Annotated in this window: 26 protein-coding genes and 1 other RNA gene; 26 read left to right on the forward strand and 1 reads right to left on the reverse strand. The window is 34.9% G+C overall.

Annotated features, from left to right (window positions below; translation table 11 throughout):
* Nucleotides 1-128: 128 nt before the first annotated feature.
* The 9 genes from MWH28_RS01015 (at nucleotide 129) to rnpB (ending at nucleotide 8,062) form a co-directional block, all read left to right on the forward strand.
* Nucleotides 129-707 (forward strand): flavodoxin family protein, encoded by a 579-nt coding sequence (locus tag MWH28_RS01015; protein ID WP_248617399.1) that lies wholly within the window; start codon nucleotides 129-131, stop codon nucleotides 705-707.
* 141 nt (nucleotides 708-848) lie between these two features.
* Nucleotides 849-1,295, forward strand: coding sequence for a YaiI/YqxD family protein (locus MWH28_RS01020; RefSeq protein WP_248617400.1), 447 nt, complete (start codon nucleotides 849-851; stop codon nucleotides 1,293-1,295).
* Between the two features lie 17 nt (nucleotides 1,296-1,312).
* On the forward strand, nucleotides 1,313-3,145 hold the full coding sequence (gene dnaG / locus MWH28_RS01025; RefSeq protein ID WP_248617401.1) for a DNA primase: 1,833 nt from the start codon (nucleotides 1,313-1,315) through the stop codon (nucleotides 3,143-3,145).
* Nucleotides 3,146-4,246, forward strand: coding sequence for an RNA polymerase sigma factor RpoD (gene rpoD, locus MWH28_RS01030; RefSeq protein WP_248617402.1), 1,101 nt, complete (start codon nucleotides 3,146-3,148; stop codon nucleotides 4,244-4,246).
* 73 nt (nucleotides 4,247-4,319) lie between these two features.
* On the forward strand, nucleotides 4,320-5,003 hold the full coding sequence (locus tag MWH28_RS01035; protein ID WP_248617403.1) for a tRNA (adenine(22)-N(1))-methyltransferase: 684 nt from the start codon (nucleotides 4,320-4,322) through the stop codon (nucleotides 5,001-5,003).
* Nucleotides 5,004-5,072: 69 nt separating this feature from the next.
* Nucleotides 5,073-6,191: a Nif3-like dinuclear metal center hexameric protein gene (locus MWH28_RS01040; protein ID WP_248617404.1), complete on the forward strand. Its 1,119-nt coding sequence runs from the start codon at nucleotides 5,073-5,075 to the stop codon at nucleotides 6,189-6,191.
* 98 nt (nucleotides 6,192-6,289) lie between these two features.
* Entirely contained in the window at nucleotides 6,290-7,009 is a 720-nt protein-coding gene (locus MWH28_RS01045) for a zinc ribbon domain-containing protein (RefSeq protein WP_248617405.1), read from the forward strand.
* Nucleotide 7,010: 1 nt separating this feature from the next.
* Nucleotides 7,011-7,610 (forward strand): ribonuclease HI family protein, encoded by a 600-nt coding sequence (locus MWH28_RS01050; RefSeq protein WP_248617406.1) that lies wholly within the window; start codon nucleotides 7,011-7,013, stop codon nucleotides 7,608-7,610.
* Nucleotides 7,611-7,693: 83 nt separating this feature from the next.
* An RNA gene (gene rnpB / locus MWH28_RS01055) (RNase P RNA component class A) lies at nucleotides 7,694-8,062 on the forward strand.
* Nucleotides 8,063-8,119: 57 nt separating this feature from the next.
* Here rnpB and MWH28_RS01060 read toward each other — a convergent pair.
* Nucleotides 8,120-8,296, reverse strand: coding sequence for a hypothetical protein (locus tag MWH28_RS01060; protein ID WP_248617407.1), 177 nt, complete (start codon nucleotides 8,294-8,296; stop codon nucleotides 8,120-8,122).
* A gap of 160 nt (nucleotides 8,297-8,456) precedes the next feature.
* Between MWH28_RS01060 and pheA the strand changes: the two genes are divergently transcribed.
* The 17 genes from pheA to secD all read left to right on the forward strand — a co-directional run bounded on the left by pheA (nucleotide 8,457) and on the right by secD (nucleotide 25,499).
* The gene (pheA, locus tag MWH28_RS01065) at nucleotides 8,457-9,314 is read left to right on the forward strand and encodes a prephenate dehydratase (RefSeq protein WP_248617408.1); all 858 of its coding nucleotides are present in this window, start codon (nucleotides 8,457-8,459) and stop codon (nucleotides 9,312-9,314) included.
* A 334-nt stretch (nucleotides 9,315-9,648) separates the two neighbouring features.
* Nucleotides 9,649-12,618, forward strand: a complete 2,970-nt coding sequence (gene fdnG / locus MWH28_RS01075; protein WP_345894734.1) for a formate dehydrogenase-N subunit alpha — start codon at nucleotides 9,649-9,651, stop codon at nucleotides 12,616-12,618.
* Nucleotides 12,618-13,436 (forward strand): 4Fe-4S dicluster domain-containing protein, encoded by an 819-nt coding sequence (locus MWH28_RS01080; RefSeq protein ID WP_248617411.1) that lies wholly within the window; start codon nucleotides 12,618-12,620, stop codon nucleotides 13,434-13,436. The genes fdnG and MWH28_RS01080 overlap by 1 nt, the downstream gene beginning before the upstream one ends.
* 1 nt (nucleotide 13,437) lies before the next feature.
* Nucleotides 13,438-14,289 carry an NrfD/PsrC family molybdoenzyme membrane anchor subunit gene (gene nrfD / locus MWH28_RS01085; RefSeq protein WP_248617412.1) on the forward strand — a complete coding sequence of 284 codons (852 nt, stop codon included), beginning with the start codon at nucleotides 13,438-13,440 and terminating at the stop codon, nucleotides 14,287-14,289.
* Nucleotides 14,290-14,353: 64 nt separating this feature from the next.
* Nucleotides 14,354-15,226, forward strand: a complete 873-nt coding sequence (locus tag MWH28_RS01090) for a formate dehydrogenase accessory protein FdhE (protein ID WP_248617413.1) — start codon at nucleotides 14,354-14,356, stop codon at nucleotides 15,224-15,226.
* Between the two features lie 317 nt (nucleotides 15,227-15,543).
* On the forward strand, nucleotides 15,544-16,308 hold the full coding sequence (locus MWH28_RS01095) for a YebC/PmpR family DNA-binding transcriptional regulator (protein WP_248617414.1): 765 nt from the start codon (nucleotides 15,544-15,546) through the stop codon (nucleotides 16,306-16,308).
* A gap of 132 nt (nucleotides 16,309-16,440) precedes the next feature.
* A complete protein-coding gene (locus MWH28_RS01100; protein WP_248617415.1) occupies nucleotides 16,441-17,085 on the forward strand; it encodes a BofC C-terminal domain-containing protein in 645 nt (214 codons plus the stop codon).
* A gap of 103 nt (nucleotides 17,086-17,188) precedes the next feature.
* Nucleotides 17,189-17,782 (forward strand): Holliday junction branch migration protein RuvA, encoded by a 594-nt coding sequence (gene ruvA / locus MWH28_RS01105; protein ID WP_248617416.1) that lies wholly within the window; start codon nucleotides 17,189-17,191, stop codon nucleotides 17,780-17,782.
* Between the two features lie 12 nt (nucleotides 17,783-17,794).
* Nucleotides 17,795-18,790 (forward strand): Holliday junction branch migration DNA helicase RuvB, encoded by a 996-nt coding sequence (gene ruvB / locus MWH28_RS01110; RefSeq protein ID WP_248617417.1) that lies wholly within the window; start codon nucleotides 17,795-17,797, stop codon nucleotides 18,788-18,790.
* Nucleotides 18,787-18,987: a DUF2905 domain-containing protein gene (locus tag MWH28_RS01115; protein WP_248617418.1), complete on the forward strand. Its 201-nt coding sequence runs from the start codon at nucleotides 18,787-18,789 to the stop codon at nucleotides 18,985-18,987. Before ruvB ends, MWH28_RS01115 begins: the two co-directional genes overlap by 4 nt.
* Before the next feature lie 15 nt (nucleotides 18,988-19,002).
* Nucleotides 19,003-20,232 carry a SpoIID/LytB domain-containing protein gene (locus tag MWH28_RS01120; protein WP_248617419.1) on the forward strand — a complete coding sequence of 410 codons (1,230 nt, stop codon included), beginning with the start codon at nucleotides 19,003-19,005 and terminating at the stop codon, nucleotides 20,230-20,232.
* Complete coding sequence (gene queA / locus MWH28_RS01125; RefSeq protein WP_248617420.1) at nucleotides 20,222-21,247, forward strand: tRNA preQ1(34) S-adenosylmethionine ribosyltransferase-isomerase QueA; 1,026 nt, start codon at nucleotides 20,222-20,224, stop codon at nucleotides 21,245-21,247. Before MWH28_RS01120 ends, queA begins: the two co-directional genes overlap by 11 nt.
* 129 nt (nucleotides 21,248-21,376) lie before the next feature.
* Nucleotides 21,377-22,501: a tRNA guanosine(34) transglycosylase Tgt gene (gene tgt, locus MWH28_RS01130; protein ID WP_248617421.1), complete on the forward strand. Its 1,125-nt coding sequence runs from the start codon at nucleotides 21,377-21,379 to the stop codon at nucleotides 22,499-22,501.
* A 71-nt stretch (nucleotides 22,502-22,572) separates the two neighbouring features.
* Nucleotides 22,573-22,857, forward strand: coding sequence for a preprotein translocase subunit YajC (gene yajC / locus MWH28_RS01135; protein WP_248617422.1), 285 nt, complete (start codon nucleotides 22,573-22,575; stop codon nucleotides 22,855-22,857).
* A 17-nt stretch (nucleotides 22,858-22,874) separates the two neighbouring features.
* Nucleotides 22,875-23,423: a signal peptidase I gene (lepB, locus tag MWH28_RS01140; protein WP_248617423.1), complete on the forward strand. Its 549-nt coding sequence runs from the start codon at nucleotides 22,875-22,877 to the stop codon at nucleotides 23,421-23,423.
* A 90-nt stretch (nucleotides 23,424-23,513) separates the two neighbouring features.
* Nucleotides 23,514-24,179, forward strand: a complete 666-nt coding sequence (locus MWH28_RS01145; RefSeq protein ID WP_248617424.1) for an HD domain-containing protein — start codon at nucleotides 23,514-23,516, stop codon at nucleotides 24,177-24,179.
* Between the two features lie 99 nt (nucleotides 24,180-24,278).
* A complete protein-coding gene (gene secD / locus MWH28_RS01150; protein WP_248617425.1) occupies nucleotides 24,279-25,499 on the forward strand; it encodes a protein translocase subunit SecD in 1,221 nt (406 codons plus the stop codon).
* Nucleotide 25,500: the final 1 nt, after the last annotated feature.

Here is a 25,500-nt window from a genome sequence, read left to right on the forward strand (position 1 = left end):
TTTACCCGGCCGACAATTAATTTTGTCGGCTATTTTTTTATCAATAAAGGAGTATTGCCTGATTGTATTTAATATATAATAGTTAGTTGCAAACTTAATAAGTTTTAAAAATTGAGGGGGTAATAATAATGAAAATAATAGGTGTTAATGGTAGTCCACATCAGGATGGAAATACAGCGTTAATGTTAACTAAGGCATTAGAAGGAGCTAAAAATGAAGGAGCAGAAGTGGAATTGATCAATATAGCTACTGCCTTAGAAGAATTAGAGGTTCCTTTTTGTGAGCATTGTTCAAGTCCTTGTGCTAAAGTCTGTTATCAAGGAACTTTAGTAGAGGATTATTTAGAGTTATTAGGGGCAGCCGATGGAGTGATTATTGGGAGTCCAGTTTATTTTGGGACAGTGAGTGGTCAATTAAAGTCATTTTGGGATTTGACACGAGCTTTAAGAAGTGAAAAAAGTTTGACCAATACAGTAGGTGGAGCCTTAGCAGTAGGAGCATCACGATTTGGGGGCCAAGAGACTACAGTACGAGCCTTACAGGATATGATGATGGTACAAGGAATGATTGTAGTAGGTGATGGTACTGTTGAAGATGGTGCAGGTCATCAAGGAGCTTGTGGACAGATGGAAGTTAAAATAGATCAACAAGCACAGCAACAAGCAATGGTTTTAGGTAAGAGAGTGGCTCGGGTTGCTAAAAAATAGACTTTAAATAGAATAATTTTAATGATTTTGGAAAAAATACTTTAGAGTAAGAGTTAATTTTAAATTAGAGGAAGGATTTTGCGTAGTATTGTCGAAACAATATTACTGCTGTCAATTATATATAATTCTAAGGGGAGATTTATGAGAATTTTAATTGATGGGGATTCCTGTCCAGTAAAAGAAGAGATATGTAAGATTGCCAAAACTTATAAGATAGAGGTGCTAATTTTTAGTAGCACTGCTCATTATACTGATAATAGGCTAGAAGCAAAATATATTACTGTTGATAGTAACTATCAGGCTGTAGATTTAGAGTTAGTCCAACAATTGACTAAACAGGATTTAGTGGTAACTAATGATTATGGATTAGCAGCTTTAGTATTGGGTTTTGATGCTGCAGCTATTTCAATTTATGGAAAGGTTTTTACTGAAAAAAATATCGATTATTTATTGAGTAGGAATCATTTTATGGGGCGATTAAGGAGGCAGAAAAAATATATTTCTAAAGCTAGTAAATATACTAAAGAAAAGAGAGAAAGATTCAAAGAGAGTTTGATTAAGCTAATAGAAAATAAGAGTAACATTTAATTAGAGGGTGAAGAAATTTGACTCGTTCCTACAGTGAAGAGTTTATAGAACAGGTTCGGTTTAGCAATAATATAATTGATATTATATCAGAGTATATTAAGTTAGAGCAAGCTGGTAAAAGTTACAGGGGGTTATGTCCTTTTCATGATGAAAGGACACCTTCTTTTAATGTTAGCTCTGAGGAGCAATTGTATTATTGTTTTGGTTGTGGAGCTGGTGGAAATATTTTTAATTTTGTAATGGAAATTGAGGGGCTCGATTTTGTAGAGGCAGTTAAGTTTTTGGCTGAGAGAGCAGGCTTAGAATTACCAGCTCAGAACCTCTCTCCAAAGATGAAACAGCAAAAAATGAAGAAAAAAAAGTTATTACAGATCCATAAATTAACGGCTAAATTTTATAATTATTTATTAACTGAATCTGATATTGGAGCGGCAGGACATCGCTACTTACAACAACGAGGGTTTAATCAAGAGGTAATTGAGCAGTTTAAATTGGGATTTGCTCCTGACCGCTGGCAGGGATTGTATAGATTTTTACGGAATAAGGGTTATTCAGATCAGATCTTAGCGGAATCTGGCTTAGTTATTTCTAGGAAGAAATCAAGTGGTTACTATGATCGATTTCGTAATCGAGTTATCTTTACTATTTTTAATCATCGTAATCAGGTGATTGGATTTGGAGGTAGAATATTAGAAAATTGTAATCAGCCTAAATATCTTAATTCACCTGAAACCTTACTGTTTGATAAAAGTAAGAATCTATATGGTTTGAATTCGGCCAAAAAAGAGATTAAAAAACAGGAGGAAGCAATTATAGTAGAAGGATATACAGATGTAATTACTGCTTATCAATTTGGAATCAAGAATGTAGTGGCTTCTTTAGGGACAGCATTAACTAAAAAGCAAGCTAGGTTGCTCAAAAGATACTGTCAAGTAGTTTATATTGCTTATGATTCCGATACAGCAGGGACAAAAGCTACATTGCGTGGCTTGGATATTTTAAAGGAGGTTGGATTGACTGTTAAAGTTATTGATCTGCCTGTTGATCAAGATCCCGATTTATTTATTAAGAAAGCAGGAAAAGATGGTTTTGAAAGCTTAAAAAAAGAGGCGAAGACATTAATAGAGTTTAAGTTAGATAGTATTTTACAGAGAAGGATAGTTAGTAATATAGATGATAAAGTAGAGGTAGTTAATCAAGTTGTTAGGGTATTAGCTAGGATTAAAAATGAAGTTGAGTTGCTAGAGTATATTAAAAGGATTGCTCAAAAATTGAATATTACAGAAGAGGTACTTAAATCTGAACTAAAAAATTATAAAGCAAAGAACAAAAGGCAGGATAGAAAGCAGAAGAATAGGAATAATAAGAATAAGCCAGCTCTTAAAGAAAAACTTAATACTGTCAATTTAAGTGATTATATTGATGCTGTTAATGGATTATCAGTTGAAAGGTTATTAAAGATTATTATTAACGAACCTGAATTGATTGAACAGTTGCAGAAGTTTTTAAAACCAACTGATTTTATTAAGCCAGAATATCAGAATCTATTTGCAGCTATATTTAATTTTTATAAACGACAAGATGAGTTGGATACAAACGACTTATTAGCAGAGTTAAATGGGAAGGAAGAACAAGAGCTGTTATTGAAGTTAACTGTTGGAGAAGGCATTGATTGTGACTATGAAGGTGCAATAGCTGATTATATAAAAAAAATAAAGGAGTATCGGAACGTAATGAAGAAAAAACAGTTAGAATCTGAAATTAAGCGGGCAGAGTCGGATGGTAATTTTAAGCAGGTTAGTTCTTTATTAAAAGAATATCAAAACTTATTAAGAAAGGAGGGTCTGTAAATGCCAGATAAAAGAGAGTTGATTGAAAAAAAGGTAAAAGGTTTGATTGCTAAGGGTGAAAAAGAAGGCGAACTTAGTTATGAAGAAATAATGGATACATTATCTGATGTAGATTTAGATACGGAACAGATTGAGGAGATTTATGAAACCTTCTCTTCAATGGGGATTGAGGTTTCAGATGAAGAAGAGTCAGAAGCAGAAACAGACGATAAAAAAGAAGCAGATGCGGATACAAGTGATAGTAGTTTAGATTTAAGTGTCCCTAGTGGAGTTGGGATTGATGATCCTGTCAAAATGTATTTAAAAGAGATAGGTAAGGTTGATTTATTAACTGCAGATGAAGAAAAAGAACTGGCTAAAAGAATGGAAGAAGGCGATGAAGATGCTAAGCAGATGCTAGCAGCAGCTAATTTAAGGTTAGTTGTAAGTATTGCCAAAAAGTATGTAGGTAGAGGAATGCTATTTTTAGATTTAATCCAAGAAGGTAATTTAGGTTTGATTAAAGCAGTAGAGAAGTTTGATTATACGAAAGGGTATAAATTTAGTACTTATGCTACATGGTGGATTAGACAAGCTATTACACGTTCTATTGCTGATCAAGCAAGGACGATCAGAGTTCCAGTTCATATGGTAGAGACGATTAATAAATTGATTAGAGTATCTCGGCATTTAGTACAGGAGTTAGGTCGTGAACCAACTGCTGAAGAAATTGCAGAAGAGATGGATATTACTGAAGAGAAGGTGCGTGAGATTAAAAAGATTGCTCAAGAGCCGGTCTCTTTAGAGACACCGATTGGTAAGGAAGAAGATAGCTATCTAGGTGATTTTGTTGAGGATGAAGATGCTCCAGCACCTTCTGTAGCTGCCTCTTTTATGCTACTACAGGATCAATTAGATGGGGTATTAGATACACTGACTGATCGAGAAAAGAGGGTTTTGGAATTGAGATTTGGAATTGAGGATGGACGTTCTAGAACTTTAGAAGAGGTTGGAAAAGAGTTTGGAGTAACTAGAGAGAGAATTAGACAGATTGAAGCTAAGGCATTGAGGAAGTTAAGACATCCAAGTAGAAGTAAAAAATTAAAAGATTATTTAAATTAAAGGGTTGTTTTGAGAGTGGCATTAGCCACTTTTTTCCTTGTTGTCTATTTTAAATTGTTAAAAGGAGAAGATTATGAAGTTATCACCTAGGTTAGCAGCTATCGTTAGAATGATTGACTTACCGACTAAAGTAGCTGATGTTGGAACGGACCATGCATATATACCTATTTATTTGGCCCAAAATACTTCCTGTTCGACTATAATAGCTAGTGATGCTAAAGAAAACCCTTATCAGTTTGCAATAGAGAATGTAAAGCAGATGGGATTAGCTGATCGAATAGATGTTAGGTTAGGGTCTGGTTTATCTGTATTGAATGAGGGAGAGGTAGAGACAGTAATTATTGCTGGAATGGGTAGTCAAACGATGCAGGATATAATTACTGCTGATTATGAGTTGGCCCAAAATCTAGAACGAATTATTTTACAACCAATGGCAGGAGCTGCTTCTTTAAGGAAGTGGCTAGTCAAGAATAATTTTAAAATTATAGATGAAAGTTTAGTTAAGGATGAAAGAATTTATCAAATAATAGTGGTTGAACCAGGAAGTATGGAACTTAATGATCAATTTTTATTAGAGTTAGGGCCAATTCTGATTCAAAAAAGAGAAGAGTTATGGGAAGAGTATACTACTGAATTGATTAACAAGTGGAACAGGATTAAGAATGAAATTATTGAGAATAATCCTGAACATGCTAAAGTAGCAGAATTGAATGAAAAGATCAAGAAAATTAAAGAAATAAAAGGGATTAAGAAGTGACTAGTGAAGGTATATAATAATGATTTTATTTTTAGCAGGCTTCATTTTAACAGCGAAGGAGGGGAAATTATGAGTGTTAAGTTACAACAGATAACTAATTTACTTAATCAATTGGCCCCTAAGAATCTAGCAGCAGATTGGGATAATATTGGTTTACAGCTAGGTGATTATAACCAAGAAGTTAAAAAAGTTTTGGTTAGCTTAGATATCAATCAAGAGATATTACAAGAAGCAAAGGATGAAGATGTTGATTTAATTATTGCTCATCATCCATTAATCTTTGATAAAATTTCTAAAATTAGATTTGATACACCTTTAGGTAAGATTATTCAACAAGCAATCAAAGCAGAAATTTCTATTTATATTGCTCATACTAATTATGATATTGCACCTGGAGGTTTAAATGATATCTTAGCTGCTAAGTTGGAACTTAATGATTTGGATATTTTAGATATTACCTCGAGAGAGCAGTATAAAAAACTTGTTGTTTTTGTACCTCAAGAAGCAGTAACAGAAGTTAAGGCTGCGTTGGGAAAAGTAGGAGCAGGTTGGATTGGAAATTATAGTGACTGCTTTTTTGAGCAGCAAGGAATAGGTAGCTTTAGACCGTTAGATGATACTACTCCTTATTCTGGAGAAAAAGGCAAGATTAATCAAGTTAATGAATCTCGTTTAGAAACAATTGTACCTAGTCAAATTTTAGGTAAGGTAATTAAGGAGTTGATTAAAGTTCATCCTTATGAAGAAGTTGCTTATGATATCTACCCTGTAGAGAATGAAGGGGAAAAATTTGGCTTGGGTCGGATAGGATACTTAGAACAGAGTCTATCTTTGCAAGAATATGTTGATTTAATTAAAGAAAGGTTAGCTTTAGATACCGTTAGAATTGTAGGTGATTTAACAAGTTCGGTTAAAAAAGTAGCTTTATGTAGTGGGAGTGGAGCAGATTATATTAAAACAGCTGCATTTAAAGGAGCTGATCTATTAGTAACTGGAGATTTGAAGTATCATCAGGGCCAACTAGCTCAAGAAGAGGGATTAGCTGTAGTTGATGCTGGTCATTATGGTACAGAAAAGATTATGGAAGAAGGAGTAGTAGAATACTTAACAGCTGAAATTAAAAGTAATAATTTAGAGGTAGAAATTATAAGATCAAAAGTGAATACCAATCCATTTCAAGTAATTTAAGTAGGTCAAAAGCAGACCTGCTTTTTTCTATTATATAAATATTATGTTAAAAGGTTGAATTTGCTTGAAAGCACTAAGAAAATATTAGGAGGGATTGAATGAGTAGAGAAGAGTTATATCAATTACAAAAGTTAGATACTGAAAAAGAAAGGTTAAAGGATTCGATAGAAAATGAATTAATGAACGAAAAGTTATTAAAGCTTACAAAACAATTAAAGCAACTTAAGGCTGAGTTTGAAACTAAAAAAGAAGAGATTACTAAATTAAAGGCAGAAATTAAAGAAAAGGAATTTGAGGATGCTCGTGTAATAAGAAAAGAAGAAGAGTATAAGAATAAGCTATATGGAGAAACAGATCATAGCCCCAAAGAATTAGAAGATTTTCAAAAGAAATTAACGAAGACTGAAGAGAATAAAGAGGAACTAGAAGATGAGATGTTAGAATTAATGCTGGATTTAGAGCAAAAAGATGAAGAATTAACAGAGTTAGAAGAAAAGATTAGCAATAAGTCAGGTGAAGTTAAGAAACTAAAAGAAAAATTAATGAGCTATGAAGAAGATATTCAAGCAGAACTGAATGAAATAAAGGAGAATAAAGCAGAATTAGAGGATAGAATAGAAGAAGAATTAGTAGAAAAATATAATAAACTGTACCTTAATAAGAATGCTAGAGCAGTAGTAAAATTAAAGGATAATTATTGTATGGGCTGTAGAATGACATTACCACGAAATTTGATTAATAAAGTTAAGCAGAGTGTTGATTTAGTTTTTTGTGAGAATTGTGGTAGAATTTTATATTGGGAAGAGGAGGTAGAATAATTTGACTGAATTAACCATTTATACTGATGGAGGTTCACGAGGCAATCCTGGAATTGCTGGAGTTGGGGCTGTTGCTTACGATCAAACTGGAAAAAAGGTTGAAGAGATTGCCAACTATATCGGTCAAGCAACAAATAATGTAGCTGAATATAAAGCTGTGATTCAAATTTTAGAGAAATTAGAAGCAAAATATAGTGACAGTAGTTTAGAGGTTAGATCTGATAGTCAATTACTTGTCAAGCAATTGACTGGTGAATATCGAGTTAAAAATAAACGATTGAAGAAGTTGTATGATCGAATTAATAAGCTGGTTGAAGGATTTGCTGGTGTTGATTTTGTTCATATTCCACGAGAAGAGAATAAAGAAGCAGATCGGTTAGCAAATATTGCTATGGATAGACGCGGGAAAGAAAATTGGGAGCCAGAAAAGATTATTGAAGAATTATTAGCAGCTCAGAAGAAAGTCAATCTAGCTGCTAAGTATCAAGACTTAATAGCTGAACTGCTTGTCCAAGATGATGATGTAGAGAATGAGGCTAGTTTTAAACAAGGTATTCATTATGGAATTTTATTAGCTAATAAGTTTGAGGCAGATCTTTAAAATAGAAACTAGAAAAAAAAATTATTATTGACAATCAATAATTAGGATGTTATAATCTTAGTCAGCAATTGGATATTAGATAGCAAGTAGATCGGATAATCGCAAGTACAGCTGTAAAGTTGTATTTGAGGAAAGTCCGGGCTCCGTAGGACAGGTTGCTGGTTAACGGCCAGCCGGAGGAATCCGCGGGAAAGTGCCACAGAGAGTATACCGCCTGTATTGAGTATCTCACAGGTAAGGGTGAAAGGGTGCGGTAAGAGCGCACCGGGTCTTTGGTGACAGAGACCGCATGGTAAACCCCAGCCGGAGCAAGACCAAATAGGAGGAGGTTAAGGGTTGTCCGCCCATCTTCTCGGGTAAGGTCGCTTGAGGTAATAGGCAACTATTATCCTAGATGGATGATTATCGCCCGTGAGGGTATACAGAACCCGGCTTATAGATCTACTTGTAAATTTAATAATCATAAAACATCCACATTAATGTGGATGTTTTTTTTATAAAAATGAGTATTATCTAAAGATTGAGAAGTGTTCTTTATCTTCTAACATCATTTGGATTGTTGAAATAGTAATATCAGATAACAATAATAATATAAAGATTAAAAATAATGTATAAGGGTTGGCAGGGGGATATTTTTTGTAGTCTTCTTCTTTTTGATCATCCTCATCTAGTTTGAAAAAAATCATAATTGTCTCCCTCCTTATTAAGTTATTTAGGTAATCTTATTATAAAGTATGCCTATAAAAAATAATTGTTCCATTGAATATAATAGTTAGCAAATTTGATAGATAAATCTAATTATTATAAAATATATTTAAAGTTAATCAAAATTTAGGAGTGAGAATAGTGGATAAATTAGGTTATTTGGGCCCTAAGGGAACTTTTACTGAAATAGCAGCTAAGAAGTATCAGCAAGAGGTAACGGACTATGTTCCTTATACTGACATTAGGAGTTTGTTAGAAGCAGTAATTCAGCAAGAAGTAGATCAGGCAATTGTTCCTGTTGAGAATTCTTTAGAAGGTGCAGTAACATTGACTTTAGATCTGTTAGTAGAGCTAGATGTGAAGATCAATAATGAGGTGATAATTCCAATTGAACATAGTTTATTGGCTAAACAGCAAGTAAATTTAGACCAGATCAAGCATGTGATTTCACATCGTCAGGCGTTGGCCCAATGTCGTAAATTTTTAGAGAAGAATTTAGTTGATTATCAGATTCATATTGCAAATAGTACAGCAGAAGCTATTAAGAAGCTCAAAGATTTTAATGGTTGTTGGGCTGCAATTGGTAATCAACAGGCTGCTAATTATTATGATTTAGAAGTTTTAGCTAATCAAATTCAAGATAATCGTGAGAACTGGACTAGGTTTATTGTATTAGATACTAGTGAGAAGACTAAAGGTAGAAAAGATAAGACTTCAATTGTCTGTTCTCCGCAAAAGAAAGATCACCCTGGAGCTTTATATGATATTTTACATGAATTTGCAATTAGGGGGATAAACTTGACTCGGATAGAATCTAGGCCTGCTAGAAAATTATTAGGAGATTATATTTTTTTCATTGATTTTGAGGGGCATTGTGAAGATGCTGAAATTAAAGAGGCTTTGGAAATATTAGCTGTTAAGACAGCTTGGTGTAAGCTATTAGGTTCTTATCCTCGTTCAACTGTAATTGATGAATATAGTGGTAAGTTAGAGAATTAAAAAATGGTTATAATGTAATAGTGTTCAATAATTTAGAGAGATGTATTGCATGCAATACATCTCTCTAAATTATTTCTAATGACAACATTATTCAAAAAAAGACAAAAAAACTAAAAATTGATTTATTATCTTGAAATATAAGTTTGTTATGATATAATATCTACAAGAAGTTGTGAATAAATGAGCTTTACATTATTATTTAAATTATCTGAAAATTAACAATATTGAAATAATCAAAGTTTTTATTTGAAATAAAAGATTGTCTAGATTTTTAGAAGGTAATAAATTTTATTCACAACTTACAATAACTTATAAAAGTAAGGAGGGAGTAGAAGTGAAAGTTGATCGAAGGACATTTTTAAAGTTAACAGGTGCAGCAGCAACAACGACGACTTTTGCTGGCTTAGGTTTTAATGTGAGTCAAGCTAAAAACCAAGCAGGTGAATTGAAAACAGTTGATGCTACTGCAACAACGACTACTTGTCATTATTGTAGTGTTGCTTGTGGGATCATTGTTCATAGTTCAGATAACAAAGTGATTTATACAGAAGGTGATCCTGAAAATCCAAATAATAGGGGGGCATTATGTAGTAAAGGGTCAGCAATGCGTCAGTGGACTGATAATGAGCAGAGAGTAACAAAGGTTAAATATCGTGCTCCTGGTAGTACTGATTGGGAAGAAAAGAGTTGGGATTGGGCTTTAGATAAAATTGCTCAGCGAGTGAAGGATACTCGTGATCAGACTTTTGTTGAAGAAGAAGATGGAATTACAGTCAATCGTACTGAAGGTATTGCCAGTATTGGTTCAGCAGTTTTAGAAAATGAGGCTTGTTATTTATTAGTTAAGATGATGCGAGCGATGGGTTTAGTAAATATAGAGCATCATGCCCGTATCTGACACTCTTCCACGGTGGCCGGGCTTGGCCCCACGTTTGGTAGAGGAGCAATGACTAATAATTGGACAGATTATCAAAATAGTGATTGCTTTTTGATTATTGGTGGTAATCCTGCCGAGAATCATCCAATTTCTTTTAAGTGGATTGAAAAGGCTAAAGAAGAAAGAGGAGCAAAGGTGATCAGTGTTGATCCTCGGTTTACTAGAAGTTCTAGCAAAGCCGATCTCTATGTTCCTATGAGAGCAGGCACTGATATTGCTTTTATCGGTGCGATTATTAATTATGTCTTAGAAAATGAACTCTATGATAAGGAGTATGTAGCTAATTATACTAATGCTTCTTTCTTAGTTAATGAAGGCTTTTCTTTTGAAGATGGTTTATTTTCAGGTTATGATGAAGAAGCTCGTTCTTATGATACTTCTAGCTGGTCTTATCAAAAGGAAGATAATGGAGATTATAAGAAGGATTTAAGCTTGGAGCATCCACAGTCAGTCTTTCAACTCTTAAAAGAGCACTATTCTCGTTATGACTTAGATAAAGCAGCAAGAGTTACTGGAGCTTCTAGAAAATTGATTGAAGAAGTAGCAGAGACTTTAGGAGAAATAGCTCTCGATCCTAGTAAGACATCTTCAATCTTGTATGCTATGGGAACGACACAGCATACTTTTGGAACGCAAAATGTACGTAGTTATGCTATGCTTCAATTACTGCTTGGTAATGTAGGTAAACCAGGTGGTGGAGTAAATGCTATGCGAGGAAAGTGTAATGTACAGGGATCTACTGATATGGCACTTCTGAATCATATACTTCCTGGTTATTTAGGCAGTCCAGTGGCGGCACCTGAGTATGCTACTTTAGAAGATTACTTAGAAGCTGAAACACCTGATGCGGGTTTTTGGGTCAATACCCCCAACTTCTTTGTCAGTCAGCTTAAGGCCTTTTGGGGTGATGCAGCAGATGAAGATAATGATTTTGCTTATCATTATTTATCTAAGAGAAAAGCTGGAAAAGATTATTCTCATATCGGTATCTTTGAGGATATGTATCAGGGTAAGATTAAGGGATTATTTGCTTATGGACAGAATATTATGGTTGATAGTCCTAACCTGAATAGAGTTCATGAGGCTATGAAGAATTTAGATTGGCTAGTAGTGGCTGATCCTTTTGAAACAGAGACTGCAGCTTTTTGGAAAGAAGAAGCAGGGGTTGAGCCAGAGACTATAGATACAGAAGTATTCCTGTTACCAACAGCAGTTTCTTTTGAAAAGGAAGGTTCATATACTGATAGTGGACGTGTAATTCAATGGAAGTGGAAAGCTGTAGATCCACCTGGAGAAGCTAAAGAGGATCTTTGGATTATTGATCAGTTGTTTAAGCGGATTAGAGAACAATATCAAGGTAGTGATAAAGAGGCAGATAAGCCAATTCTTGAATTAGATTGGGATTATGGTGCTACTCCAGATGCAAATGATGTAGCTAGGGAAATAAATGGTTATGATACTAGAACTGGCAAGCCGATTGCTGGCTTTGGTAATTTGAAAGATGATGGTACTACTGCTAGTGGTAACTGGATTTATTGTGGTATGTTTACAGAAGATGATGAAAATAGAACAAAGAGTAGAGATAATAGTGACCCTAGTGGAATGGGGGTTTATCCAAACTGGGCTTTCGCTTGGCCTGCTAACCGAAGAATTATATACAATAGAGCTTCGGCTGATTTAGATGGTAAACCTTGGCACAGTGAAAAGGCTTATATTTGGTGGGATGGTTCCGAGTGGACTGGTTATGATGTTCCTGACTTCGGGCCAACAGTTGAGCCTGACAGTGAAGCTGGAAGAAATCCATTCATTATGCGACCAGAAGGTGTGGGCTGTATTTTTGCCTTAAGAGCAGAAGGACCGTTTCCTGAGCACTATGAGCCTTACGAATCACCAACTGAAAATCAGTTTTCTTCAGTACAGTATAATCCAGCAGTCAAGCTTTGGGATGGTTCCAATAGAGGAGAAGCTGATGATTATCCATATGTAGCTACTACTTATCGTTTATCAGAGCATTATCAAAGTGGTGCTATGTCTCGTAATATTCCGTGGCTAGCTGAGTTAGTACCAGAACTTTTTGTAGAGATTGGTACTGAACTAGCAGCACAAAAAGGAATAAAATCTGGTGATAAGGTGGAAGTCAGTTCTATTCGCGGAAAGATTGAGGCTAAAGCATTAGTTACACCTCGAGTCAAGACAATGTTGATTAATGGCAAAAGAACACATCATGTTGGTATTCCTTGGCACTTTGGCTATAAAGGATTGGTTACTGGAGGATCAGGAAATATTTTAACACCAACCATAGGAGATGCCAATACGACGATACCTGAATATAAAGGCTTCCTGGTTAATGTAAGGAGGTTGGGATAATGCCAAAATCTATACTTATTGACGTTAGTAAATGTCATGGTTGTCGGGGTTGTCAGGTTGCTTGTAAGAACTGGAATGACCTAGAAGCAACCCTAACTCAATTTGAAGGCTCGTATGAAAATCCTACTAGATTGAGTGCTCAAACTTGGACTAGAGTTAGATTTATAGAGCAAACAGATGGTGGATTAAGATTTTTATTTCGAAAAGATACTTGTAAGCATTGTACTGATGCTAGCTGTATGGCAGTTTGTCCTGCAAATGCGATTTATCGGAAAGATAAAACTGGTGCAGTTATAATTAATAGAGATGAGTGTATTGGTTGTAAAAATTGTGTTACAGCTTGCCCTTATCAAATACCTCAGTATAGTAAAACAGCAGGTACCGTAGCAAAATGTCACCTTTGTAATGAGGGTGATAGAGATCGAATTGGTAATGGATTACAGCCAGCTTGTGTAAGTAGTTGTCCTACTGGGGCACTTATTTTTGGAGATAGAGCAGAGTTGCTTAATGATGCTAAAGCTAGGGTTAATCATTTAGCTCGCCAAGGAACAGAAGCTTATGTCTATGGAGAGAAGGAATTGTCGGGATTGAATGTCTTTTATATCTTAGATGAACCGTCAGAAACTTATGGCTTACCTGCTAAACCAACATTTACTGATAACGATGTTTTTTGGTTAGCTAAGTGGGCCAACATACTCTTTGGTACTGGTTTGTTAACAGCAATTCCTTATTATCTATTCTTCAACAGTGAAGAAGAACCGCAAGATTTAGAAGCAGACGATGAGGAAAGTAATTCTAGTGAAAAGGAGGTTAGTTAAGATGGAATGGGGTTTTAGTATTGCTAGTTATATGGTTTTGAGTGGATTGGCTGCTGGTACTTTTTTTAGCGGGACTATGGCAGAAATCTTTAGTAAGGGCAAGTATAAGAGATTGCAAAAATATGCCTCCTACACTAGTTTGGTTTTAATGCCAATAGCTCTGTTGATATTAGCAATCCACTTGGGTCAGACTTTTCGTTTTTGGCGGGTAATGACTAATTTCAATTCAACATCAGTCATTTCTCTTGGAGCTTGGATAAGTACGGTCTTTACTATTTGTGTCTTTCTTAGTGCAGCAAGTTGGTATCTAGGTTGGAAAGATGGATTGCGTAAACTATTTTCCTATATTGCATTACCTTTTTCTTTTTTAGTTGCTGGTTATACAGGAAATCTATTAAGCCATACCGCTGTTCCATTGTGGAGAGCTACTCCTTATTTAGGAGTTCTGTTTATGATTTCATCTGCTGCTGCTGGTTTGGCTGTCTTGCTTGCTGTGGCTACTTCTGCTGGTGATGTTAAAGAGCGAACTTTAGGGCTTATGGCTCGAGCAACTATAGCAACAGTTATTATTAAAATAGTAGTTAATGTAGTCTTTATTAATATTTTAGCATTAACTAATCTTGAATTATTATCTTCAGGACAAGTGACGGGTCAAGTAATTGGCTTTTTATTGAGTATAATAGCTATAGTTATTCTTGCTCCTTTAGCTAAAGATTTATTTCATGAACGGGTTAATCCAGCTAATATGCCGAAAGTATCGACTCTGATTACATTAGCTGCAATGATAATATTAGTTGAGGCATTTCTCTTGCGATATGAGATATTGACTGCTCAATTATATTGGTTTAATTAATCATTAAAGAGGAAGGTTGAGATTCAAACCTTCCTCTTTAACAATCAAAGGGGGTTGATTTAATTTGAATACTGAACTAAAATTGAACATGGTTGAATTACCAACCGAATTGATCAAATTCATTACAGAAACAGAAGATATAACTAATCAGATTGAGTTTGAAGTAGAAAAAGAGATAATTGCAGATGAAGTTATTAAGGAGCATAAGGAGAAGAAGACTCCTTTATTTCATCTCCAAACTCCAAAGATAGAAGGAAGATTGTTTAAAACTGCTTTTTCTAAAGTTTGTGAATTGTTACCTGATAAGCAAGATGATTCTTTAAGTAAGCAATTTAATCAACTTTTAGCTGAAGATAATCAGTTTTGGGGCCAACTTGGGCGAAAGATGATTTTACAACAAGAAGATGTGATTAAGGAATTAACTATTGAAAAAGAGATTCCAATATCTTCACTGCTACTTGTGTTGCTTCAGTCTTTACGAATATTCTTAAAAGAGTATAGTCAATTTTATCAACGCTACCTTGAGCAGGGGGAATGGAAAGAAGAAAAATGTCCTCTCTGTGGTTGGCCTCCTTTAATCGGACATTTTATTGCTGGAGATGATACTTTTGGTACTCAAAATTCCGCAGGGGCCAAATCTCTTTTCTGTCCTCTTTGTGATACAGATTGGCTGTATAGTAGGTTACATTGTTCTAGCTGTGGAGAGCAATTTTCCAAAGGTAAGCAGAACTATTTTTATGTAGAAGGTAATGATGGGTTGATTGTTAACCACTGTTCAAAGTGTAATTCTTATTTGAAGATTTTAGATGAAAGGAAGTTGAACCTTACCTCCCCAAAATCACCTTGGATGTTATATCTAGAAACACTTCATTTGGATTTTTTAGCTGAGAAAAGAGACTATAGTAGTAATCTTAATCTTTTTAATGAGAAAAATTAGATAAATATGATTGAAAAAGGAGACCAGGTTTTAACCTGGTCTCCTTATCAGTAAGGAAATGTGTTGCCAGAGGCAACTTTTTTATTTTAGATTAGATTTATTTAATTGGACTAGAATACTTTAAAACAAGGAAGTGGAGGCTAATGATAGGATTGAAAAAGCTAAAAATCTATGTTAAAATAATAAGGTGAATTTTAATTAAGTTTGATTTCAAGTCTAAGTCTGAGTAAAAACTAGAACTTGATCTTTTAGATGGGTGATTTAGCCTCAACCTTAGACTTAAACTTAAGTTATCAATTTAAAGGAGGTAGAAGATAATGGCTGGACATTCTAAATGGGCCAACATCAAACATAAAAAGGCAAAAGAAGATAAAAGAAGGGCAAAGTTATTTTCTAAGTTAGTTAAAAAAATTACTGTTGCTGCTAGAGAAGGTGGTGGCGACCCTGAAATTAATAATGATTTAGATTTAGCAATTCAAAAAGCTAAAGATGCTAATATGCCTAAGGATAATATTGAACGGGCAATCAAAAGAGGAACTGGTGATTTAGAAGGGGTCAATTATGAACAATTTGTTTATGAAGGTTATGCTCCAGCTGGAGTAGCCTTATATATGGATATCATGACCGATAATCGTAATCGTACTGCTTCTGAGATTAGACATATATTATCTAAAAATGATGGAAACTTAGGAGAGAATGGTTGTGTTTCCTGGATGTTTGATCGGAAAGGACAATTGATTATTGATCGTAGTCAATTTGAGATTGATGAAGATGAATTGATGCTTGCTGCGTTAGAAGCAGGGGCAGAGGATATTAATGTTAATCAAGATAGTGTAGAGATTCTAACTGAAGCTGGAGACTTACAAGAAGTTAGAAAGACAATGGAGGCAGATGGTTATAAGTTTGATAGTGGAGATATAGCTATGATCCCTCAAAATGAAATTGTATTAGATAACTCGACTGATGCTAAGAAAGTATTGAGATTAATGGATCAGTTAGAGGATCATGATGATATTCAGGATGTATATGCTAATTTTGATATTCCAGATGAAGTAATGGAAGATATTCAGGATGAAATATAATTAAGTTTAAGTCTAAGTCCAAGGTTAAGTAAGAGCTAAATCCTATTTTTAGATGGAAAAATCCCCTTGAAAATTAATAATTTATTTAAAAATTGGTTATGCTAGTATTAATTAGGAGTAGGGGGATTAAATATGAAATTGATTCGTAATATCTTATTAATTCCTGTGTTGATTGTGGCAGTTGCTGGTTTGACTTACTTGACCTTAAATTATGTCACTGAATCAGATTCAAACGAAGAGATCTCCGAGGTGGAATTAAATGAAGAACAGAATTTTGAGCTTAAGGACTTGATTGAGCAAGAACAAGACCGGATAGAGCAAAAATTAGATTCTTCTATTGATTTGGATTCAGAAGAGGAGATTGAGTTGGAATTTAATGAAATAGATCAGCAAGATTGGCAGTTGAATCTAAATCAACAAAGTGAGTTGAAACTTGATACAGAAGGTATTTTAACTGATGAGGTTGAAGACCAAGAGGAAATGAAAGATGAACAACCAACTGATGATCAATTCAATGAACAGCTAGAAGAGCAAGATACAGAAGAAAAATTAGAGGAAGAAGTAGAAGATAAGTTCTTTTTAGGGATGAAAGATGGTCAAGTAGCAGTTTATAAAGGGGATGCTTTAGAAGAAAAAGAGTTAGTAGAGGTGATGGAAGAAATACCTTTAGAACATCTTTCTGAAGAAGATATTGAGAGTTTACAAGTAGGATTAGAGGTTGAAAGTGAAGAGGAATTACTTAGAATCTTAGAAGGGTTTGCTAGTGCTAGAGATTAATAGTTGTTGTAAACAGTCTTTATAGGCTGTTTTTTCTTTTGGACAGGAAAATTTACTCTCCATGTTGAAGTTAGCAATGGGAGTAAATTAAGGAGGACAAATAATGATTGCTTATTTAGAAGGGGAGTTAATTAGAACAGGAATTGATTATATCATAATTAATGTAGGAGGAGTAGGCTATAAGGTTTATATTCCGGCTAGTTTAAGTCATAAACTACCGGAAGTGGGAAATGAAGTCCAAGTACATACTTATAATTATGTTCGGGAAGATAAAATTAGTTTGTATGGTTTTTCTAGTTTAGAAGAGTTAGAGACTTTTGAGCAGTTATTGAGTGTTTCTAGGATTGGCCCGCAAGTTGCTTTAAATATTTTAGCTACTATTTCAAGTAGAGACTTTAAGTTAGCAATTCTCAATGGTGAAGTTGCAACCTTAAAGAAGGTCAAAGGAATAGGAAATAAGACAGCTAAGCGGTTGATTTTAGAGTTGCAAGAAAAAGTAGAGCTTGATAATATAGAAGAAGACGCTAATTTTTCACAAACAGAAGTTGATACTAAAGCAGAAGATGCTATTAAAGCATTAGTTAGTTTGGGTTATCAGCAGGGGCAAGCACGTAAAGTAGTACTTAAGGTAGCTCAAAGAGATGAGGAGTTGGATGTACAAGGAATAATTAAAACTGCTCTAGCTGATTTAAGTTAAGGGGGTGCAGAAATGGAGGATAGATTTATCTCTCCGACTCAAAAGGAAGAGGATTTAGAATACAGTTTACGCCCTAATAGATTAGATGAATATATTGGACAAGAAAAGGTAAAAGAGAACCTTAAGGTGTTCATCCAGGCAGCTAAAGCGAGAGGAGAGGCTTTAGATCATGTTTTATTATATGGCCCTCCTGGATTAGGGAAGACGACATTGGCTAATATTATTGCAGCTGAAATGGGGGTTGATATCAAGACTACCTCTGGGCCAGCTATTGAAAAGCCTGGCGATTTGGCTGCTGTTTTGACCAAGTTAAAACCACAAGATGTCTTATTTATAGATGAGATCCATCGTTTGAATCGAATTGTTGAAGAAGTTTTATATCCTAGTATGGAGGATTATGCGTTAGATATTGTGATTGGCAATGGCCCTAGTGCTCGTTCAGTCAGATTGGACTTGCCTCATTTTACTTTGATTGGGGCAACGACTAAAGCTGGGAATTTATCTTCACCTTTACGGGATAGATTTGGGGTGATCAGTCGATTACAATTTTATACAACAGAAGAGTTACAACGGATTGTCATGCGAGCTGCTAAGGTATTACAAGTAGGAATTGAACCAACAGGAGCAAAAGAGATTGCCCTGCGTTCACGAGGAACTCCTAGAATTGCTAATCGCTTTTTAAAGCGGGTTAGAGATTTTGCTCAGGTAGAGGGTGATGGAATCATTACTGAGGAGATTGCTCAAGAGTCTTTAGCACGATTAGAGGTTGATCAATTAGGCTTAGATAGGGTCGATCGTAAGATTTTGAATGTGATTATTAAAAACTTCGCCGGTGGTCCGGTTGGTTTATCTACCTTAGCTGCAGCAATCAGTGAAGAAGAAGAGACGATAGAGGATGTCTATGAACCTTATTTATTACAGATTGGCTATTTAAATCGAACTCCACGGGGTAGAATAGCAACTAAGTTGGCTTATCAGCATTTAGGAATCGAGGTGACGGATGAATGAGAGATGGTGGAGGTCTTTTAATCTTATTAGGAGTTTTATTAATTGTGGGAGGATTGATAGTTAGATTAGGCTTTCCATTAGGTAGGTTACCAGGTGATATTCATATTCAACGAGGAAATTTTAGCCTTTACTTACCGATTACAACTTCAATACTGCTTAGTGTGATACTCTCATTACTGTTTAGATTATTAAAATAGAAGGGCTTGATTGAGTTGAAAATTAAAGTTTTAGTAGTGCTTATATTATTAGTTGTAGCTATAAGTCCAGCCAATGCTGAGGAAAAAGTAATTAAGATTGGTTTATTAGATGGGGTTGAAGAGGTTAAATTAGAAGCTGAATCAGGATTTGAACTTTTAAATGCAGATGATAAAGAGAAGTTATTGTCTCAATCAAGATATGAAATTAGTAGAGAAGATGATTATTTGAGTAAAGATGGTAATAATAATTTTAAGAAGGAGCAAATTCTTTTTAGGACAGCTGAAAGTGATGACTTAATTGAGGTTAATGGTCAAAAATATCGCGGAGATATAGAAATTTTAAATTCAGCAGCTGGATTGATTGTGATTAATCATGTTAAAATGAGTGATTACTTAGCTAGTGTAGTAGGTAGTGAGGTTATCTCTAGTTGGCCAACGGAAGTTTTGAAAGCTCAGGCAATTGTTGCTCGAACTTATGCCTTAAGAAATTTAAATAAATATCAAAGTAGAGGGTATAATTTATCTAATACTGTAAAATGTCAAGTTTATAGAGGGGTCAGTGCTGAAACTGAGCGAACAATTAAGGCGGTTGCAGAGACGAAAGGTCAAGTTATTACATATGATGATCAGTTGATTTCAGCAGTTTATCATTCTACTGCGGGAGGTAAGACTGCTAACTCCTCTACTGTTTGGAATGGGGGTAGTCCTTATTTAAAGAGTGTAGTGTCAAATGATGAACTATCTCCACATTATAGTTGGCAAGAAGAATATACTAAAGATGAGCTTGAAGATATATTAAGGGCCAACGGACTGGAGATATCTAAGCTGAAAGGGATTTCACTAAAGGGTGTTGGCCCGTCAGGAAGAGCTAAAGAGGTTATAATTCATGCTAAAAATGATGAATATATTGTTAATAATTCACAAATTAGAGATTGGCTAGAATTAAAGAGTACTAACTTTTCTATTATTGGAGAAAATATTTTGGAGTTTAATCAGTTTGATGATAGCTTCGACTTTGATTTTAATTTTAGTTGGCTTGATCAAGAGTATAATCTGACTCCTAAACAACGGTATTTGTTCAAGGGTTATGGTTGGGGTCATGGTGTAGGGATGAGCCAGTGGGGAGCTTATCAAATGACTGTAAAAGAAGGGGCCAACTATCGAGAAATATTAAAACATTATTATACAGATGTTGAAATTGGAGAAAATAAAGAGGATAGTGGAGGAATTGCAGATGAAGGTTAAAGATTTTGATTTTGAACTACCAGATGAATTAATTGCCCAAGAACCAATGGAACCACGAGATGAATCTAGATTAATGGTAATTAATAGAGAAAAAGAAGAGATTGAAGGTAGAATCTTCAAAGAGATCATCGATTATTTTGAAGCTGGAGATACCTTAGTCAGAAATAATACTAAAGTTATTCCTGCTCGCTTATTTGGCCATAAGGAAGAGACAGGTGGTAAGGTTGAATTTTTATTATTAAATCGAGTTGAACTAGATAGATGGGAGACCTTGGTTAAGGCTAATGGAAAAGTTAGAGTAGGTACTAGAGTAGTCTTTGGAACTGGAGAGTTGATTGCTGAAGTCAAAGCAGAAACTGACTTTGGTGGTCGGGTAGTTGAGTTTGAATATACAGGTGTTTTTGAAGAAATACTAGATAAGTTAGGCAATATGCCTTTACCGCCTTATATTACTAAAGAGTTAGAAGAAGCTGATAAATATCAGACTGTCTATGCTCAAAAAAGAGGAGCTGCAGCAGCACCAACTGCTGGACTTCACTTTACTGATAAGCTATTAGATAAGATCAAGGCTAAAGGGGTTAATATTATTGACATTACTTTACATGTCGGCTTAGGTACCTTTAGACCTGTCAAGGTAGATGAGATTGAGGAGCATGATATGCATTCAGAGTACTATGAAGTATCTCCAGAAGCTGCTGAAGTGATCAATCAGACTAAAGAGCAAGGCAAGAAGGTGATCAGTGTTGGAACAACTTCGACCAGAACTTTAGAAACTGTGGCTGATGAAGATGGCACTGTAAAACCAGAGAAGGGTTGGACCGATATATTTATCTATCCAGGATATGAATTTAAGGTAGTAGATGCTTTAATCACTAATTTTCACCTGCCACAATCTACCTTATTAATGTTAGTCAGTGCCTTTGCTAGCCAAGAGTTGGCTTTAAAGGCATATCAACAAGCAGTTAGAGAAGAGTATAGATTCTATAGCTTTGGAGATGGAATGCTGATTTTATAATTGATAGTTGATAGTGTATAGTTTATAGTTAAATTCAAAAACTTAAAATCTTTCTAGTGGTCTTAACTATCAATTATCAATTATCAACTATCCACTATACACTGAAATTACTGAAGGGAGTTAAATCAAATGACTTTTGAATATAAATTAGATAAAACATGTAATGATACTAAAGCAAGGGTGGGGGAGTTTTCTACTCCACATGGTATGATTGAGACGCCTGTTTTTATGCCTGTGGGAACGAAGGCCACAGTCAAGACAATGACACCAGAGGAATTAAAGGAGATTAATGCTCAAATTATTTTGGGAAATACTTATCATCTTTATTTAAGACCTGGTCATGAATTAATTGCAGAGGCAGGTGGCTTGCACCAGTTTATGAATTGGGATCGACCTATCCTGACAGATAGTGGAGGGTTTCAAGTCTTTAGCTTAGGCGATATGAATGAAATTACTGAAAAGGGAGTTACCTTTAAATCACACTTAGATGGCTCTGAACATTTTATCAGTCCTGAGCGTTCAATTGAGATTCAGGAAGCATTGGGGGCTGATATCATCATGGCTTTTGATGAATGTCCGCCTTATGAAGCTGATCGAGAATATGTTAAGGATTCTTTAGAGATGACGACACGATGGCTAGAAAGATGTATTGAGCAGCATGGACGTGATGATCAAGCTTTATTTGGAATTATGCAAGGAGGAATGTATCGGGAGTTGAGAGAAGAGAGTGCTCGTCAGATAGTAGAATTTGATCTACCAGGTTATGCTATTGGAGGATTGAGTGTAGGAGAGCCTAAAGAAGAGATGTTAGAAGTTTTAGATTATGCGCCAGATTTATTACCGGAAGATAAGCCACGGTACTTAATGGGGGTAGGAACACCTTTTGATCTCTTTGAAGGTGTGATGCGGGGAGTAGATATGTTTGATTGTGTCTTTCCAACTAGAGTAGCTCGCAATGGAGCGGTATTTACTAGTCAAGGAAGGATAACGATTAGAAATGCAACTTATAAACGGCAATTTACTCCTATGGATCCTGAATGTGATTGTTATGTTTGTCAAAATTATACTAGAGCTTATATTAGGCATTTAATCAAACAAAAGGAAGTGTTAGGAATTAGACTAACTACTTATCATAATCTTTATTTTTTAACTAACTTAATGGAAAAGATCAGAAAAAGTATTGAAAATGATCAATTTTTAGAGTATAGAGCTGAATTTTATCAAAAATATGGTATCAAAGAGGAAAAGAAGTAATTAAATAAAGGATTTATTTAAGAGATAATGAATATAAAAATAGAAATGTAAAAAAATAAAGGGGGATGATGATGGATCTATTAGTAAATTTATTGATATGGGCAGGTATTTTTGCTGTGTTTTGGTTTTTGTTTATTAGGCCGCAGAAGAAAAAGCAACAAGAACATCAGGAGATGTTATCGGATTTGGAAGTAGGAGATCAGGTGATTACAATTGGAGGGATTAAAGGATCAATTACTGCTATTGGTGATGAAGAGGATTTGAAATTAAAGATTGCTCCTGATATAGAGATTGAGGTTACTAAAAGAGCAATTGGTAGATTGGATAATGAACCTCAAGATAGTATAGAAAATTAAGGCAATGGGAGGCCATTATGCTAGTAACTAAAGAAGGTGTTAAAGAATTAGTTGAATCAGTTGTAATTGCAGGGGTTTTGGCCTTCTTCATTATAACTTTTGTAGTCCAATCATTTGTTGTGCAAGGACATTCGATGGATCCTACATTAAATAGTGGAGAGAGATTATTTGTTAATAAGTTCACCTATAATTTTAGGGAGCCTGATCGTGGAGAGATAATTGTTTTAGAACCTAAACAAAATCCTGATTATAGATATATAAAGAGGGTCATTGGATTGCCAGGTGATGAGATTAAGATTGATTCTGGAGAATTAATTATTAATGGAATCAAAATTAATGAAGATTATCTTCCAGAAGAGATGAGAGGAAGTTATGGGCCTTATCAAGTTCCTGAAGAGCATGTATTTGCTTTAGGTGATAATAGAAATCAAAGTTCAGACAGTAGAATGGAATCTATAGTTGGTTATGTTCCTTATGATATGATTGATGGGAAGGCCTTTTGGGTTTATTGGCCTTTGAATCGAATTAGGTTACTAGAAAGTACTTCTTATCCTGAATTAGAATAACTATTTAGAATAACTTTACAAGCTGCCTTGATTTGAGGTGGCTTTTTTCACAGCAGTTGATAAGATTCATTAAAAATAGGGAGGAAAGCTATGGGAAAAATTACAGTGATGGATATCAAAAAAAATGACAAAGTCAGATCATATATCAGACAAGCTGATAAACATTTAAAGGAAATAGGATTTACAGAGCATGGATTTAGGCATGCTGGATTAGTAGCTGATACTGCTGGAAATATACTATCAGAACTCGATTATTCAGCAAGAATGGTTGAGTTGGCCCAGATTGCTGGTTATTTACATGATATTGGTAATGTTGTTAATAGAGAAAAACATGCCTACTCCTCTGCCTTATTAGCTGAAAGAGTTTTAGATAATTTAGATATGCCCTATGATGAGATTAGTCTGATTATCGGAGCTATTGGAAACCATGATGAAGGTTGTGGAAAGCCTGTCAATCCAGTTGCTGCGGCCTTAATTATTGCAGATAAATCTGATGTGCATTGTACTAGAGTGCGAAATAAAGATATTGCTACTTTTGATATTCATGATCGAGTTAATTATGCCGCTAAGAAATCAGTTATTGAGATTGATCAAGAGGCTGAAATTATTTCATTAGAGTTGGAAATTGATACAGAAGTGAGTATAGTTATGGAATATTTTGAAATCTTTTTGACTCGGATGTTAATGGCTCGTAAAGCTGCTGAAACTTTAGATTGTGATTTTAATTTGATCATTAATGATGTAGATCTATTCTAACTATTGATTCAATTGACAAGCTATTTAAGAAAGGATATAATTAGAGCGGTAGATAATATAAATCTAAGTTAGAGTTAGTGGAAGAAAGGAGTTTAAGCTATGACATGGAAACAAAAACGGAAGTTGAGACTAGCAAGTGTGCTAGTAATTTTACTATTAGCAGCATATTTTTTGTATCCTTTAAGTGAAAGTATTAATTTAGGTTTAGATTTACAAGGGGGTACGCAGGTTACTTTAGAAGCACAAGATACTGAAGATACTCAAGTAGATGATGATGCAATGAGACGGTCGATGAGTGTAATTCAAAATCGAGTAGATGAGATGGGATTAGCTGAGCCAATCGTTCAGCGTGAAGGTGAGCGTAGGATTCTTGTAGCTCTACCTGGAGTAGAAGATCCTAATCAGGCAATTGAGACGATCGGTAGAACAGCCCAGCTTCAATTTAAAAATGAAGAGGGAGAAGTCTTAATGACTGGGGAGCATTTAAATGATGCTAGTGCAGGTCATGAAGCACAGTTTAATCAACCGATTATTTCTTTTCAATTGACGGGAGAAGGTGGACGTAGGTTTGCTGAAATTACGAGACAGAATATTGGACGTAGATTAGGAATTTATCTTGATGATGAGCTGTTGACCAATCCAGTAATAAATGAAGAAATTCCTGGAGGAGAAGGTCAAATTACTGGCTTTGAATCTATTGAGGAAGCACAACAGATTGCTTTGATGCTTAGAGCAGGAGCCTTACCGGTTCCAATTGAGATCATTGAAAATAGAACAGTAGGGCCAACTTTAGGAGCTACTGCAGTTAATCAAAGTATTCAAGCAGCATTAATTGGACTATCCTTAATAATTCTGTTTATGATCTTTAGTTATAAGTTGCCTGGTTTAGTGGCAGCAATCAGCTTGGGGATTTATAGTATTATTGTACTAGGTATTTTAGCTGGCTTGAATGCTACTTTAACCTTGCCTGGGATTGGTGGTTTATTATTATCTATTGGAATGGCAGTAGATGCCAATGTAATTATCTTTGAAAGAATCAAGTATGAATATAGAGAGGGTAAAGGATTAAAGAGAGCGGTTAATACTGGGTTTAAACGGGCATTTAAGACGATTTTAGACTCTAATGTCACTACTTTAATTACAGCAGCTATTTTAGCTTATTTTGGAACAGGTATTATTCGAGGGTTTGCTATTACTTTAAGTGTTGGAATAATTGCCAGTATGTTTACAGCAATTATTGTGGCTAAACTGATTATGGATTTAGTTTTAGATACAAAATTAGTAGATAATGAGAAGATTTTTGCTCTGTCAAGGAGGTAAC

Origin of the sequence: Natroniella sulfidigena (assembly GCF_023223645.1) — a bacterium.
GTDB lineage: Bacteria > Bacillota > Halanaerobiia > Halobacteroidales > Halobacteroidaceae > Natroniella > Natroniella sulfidigena.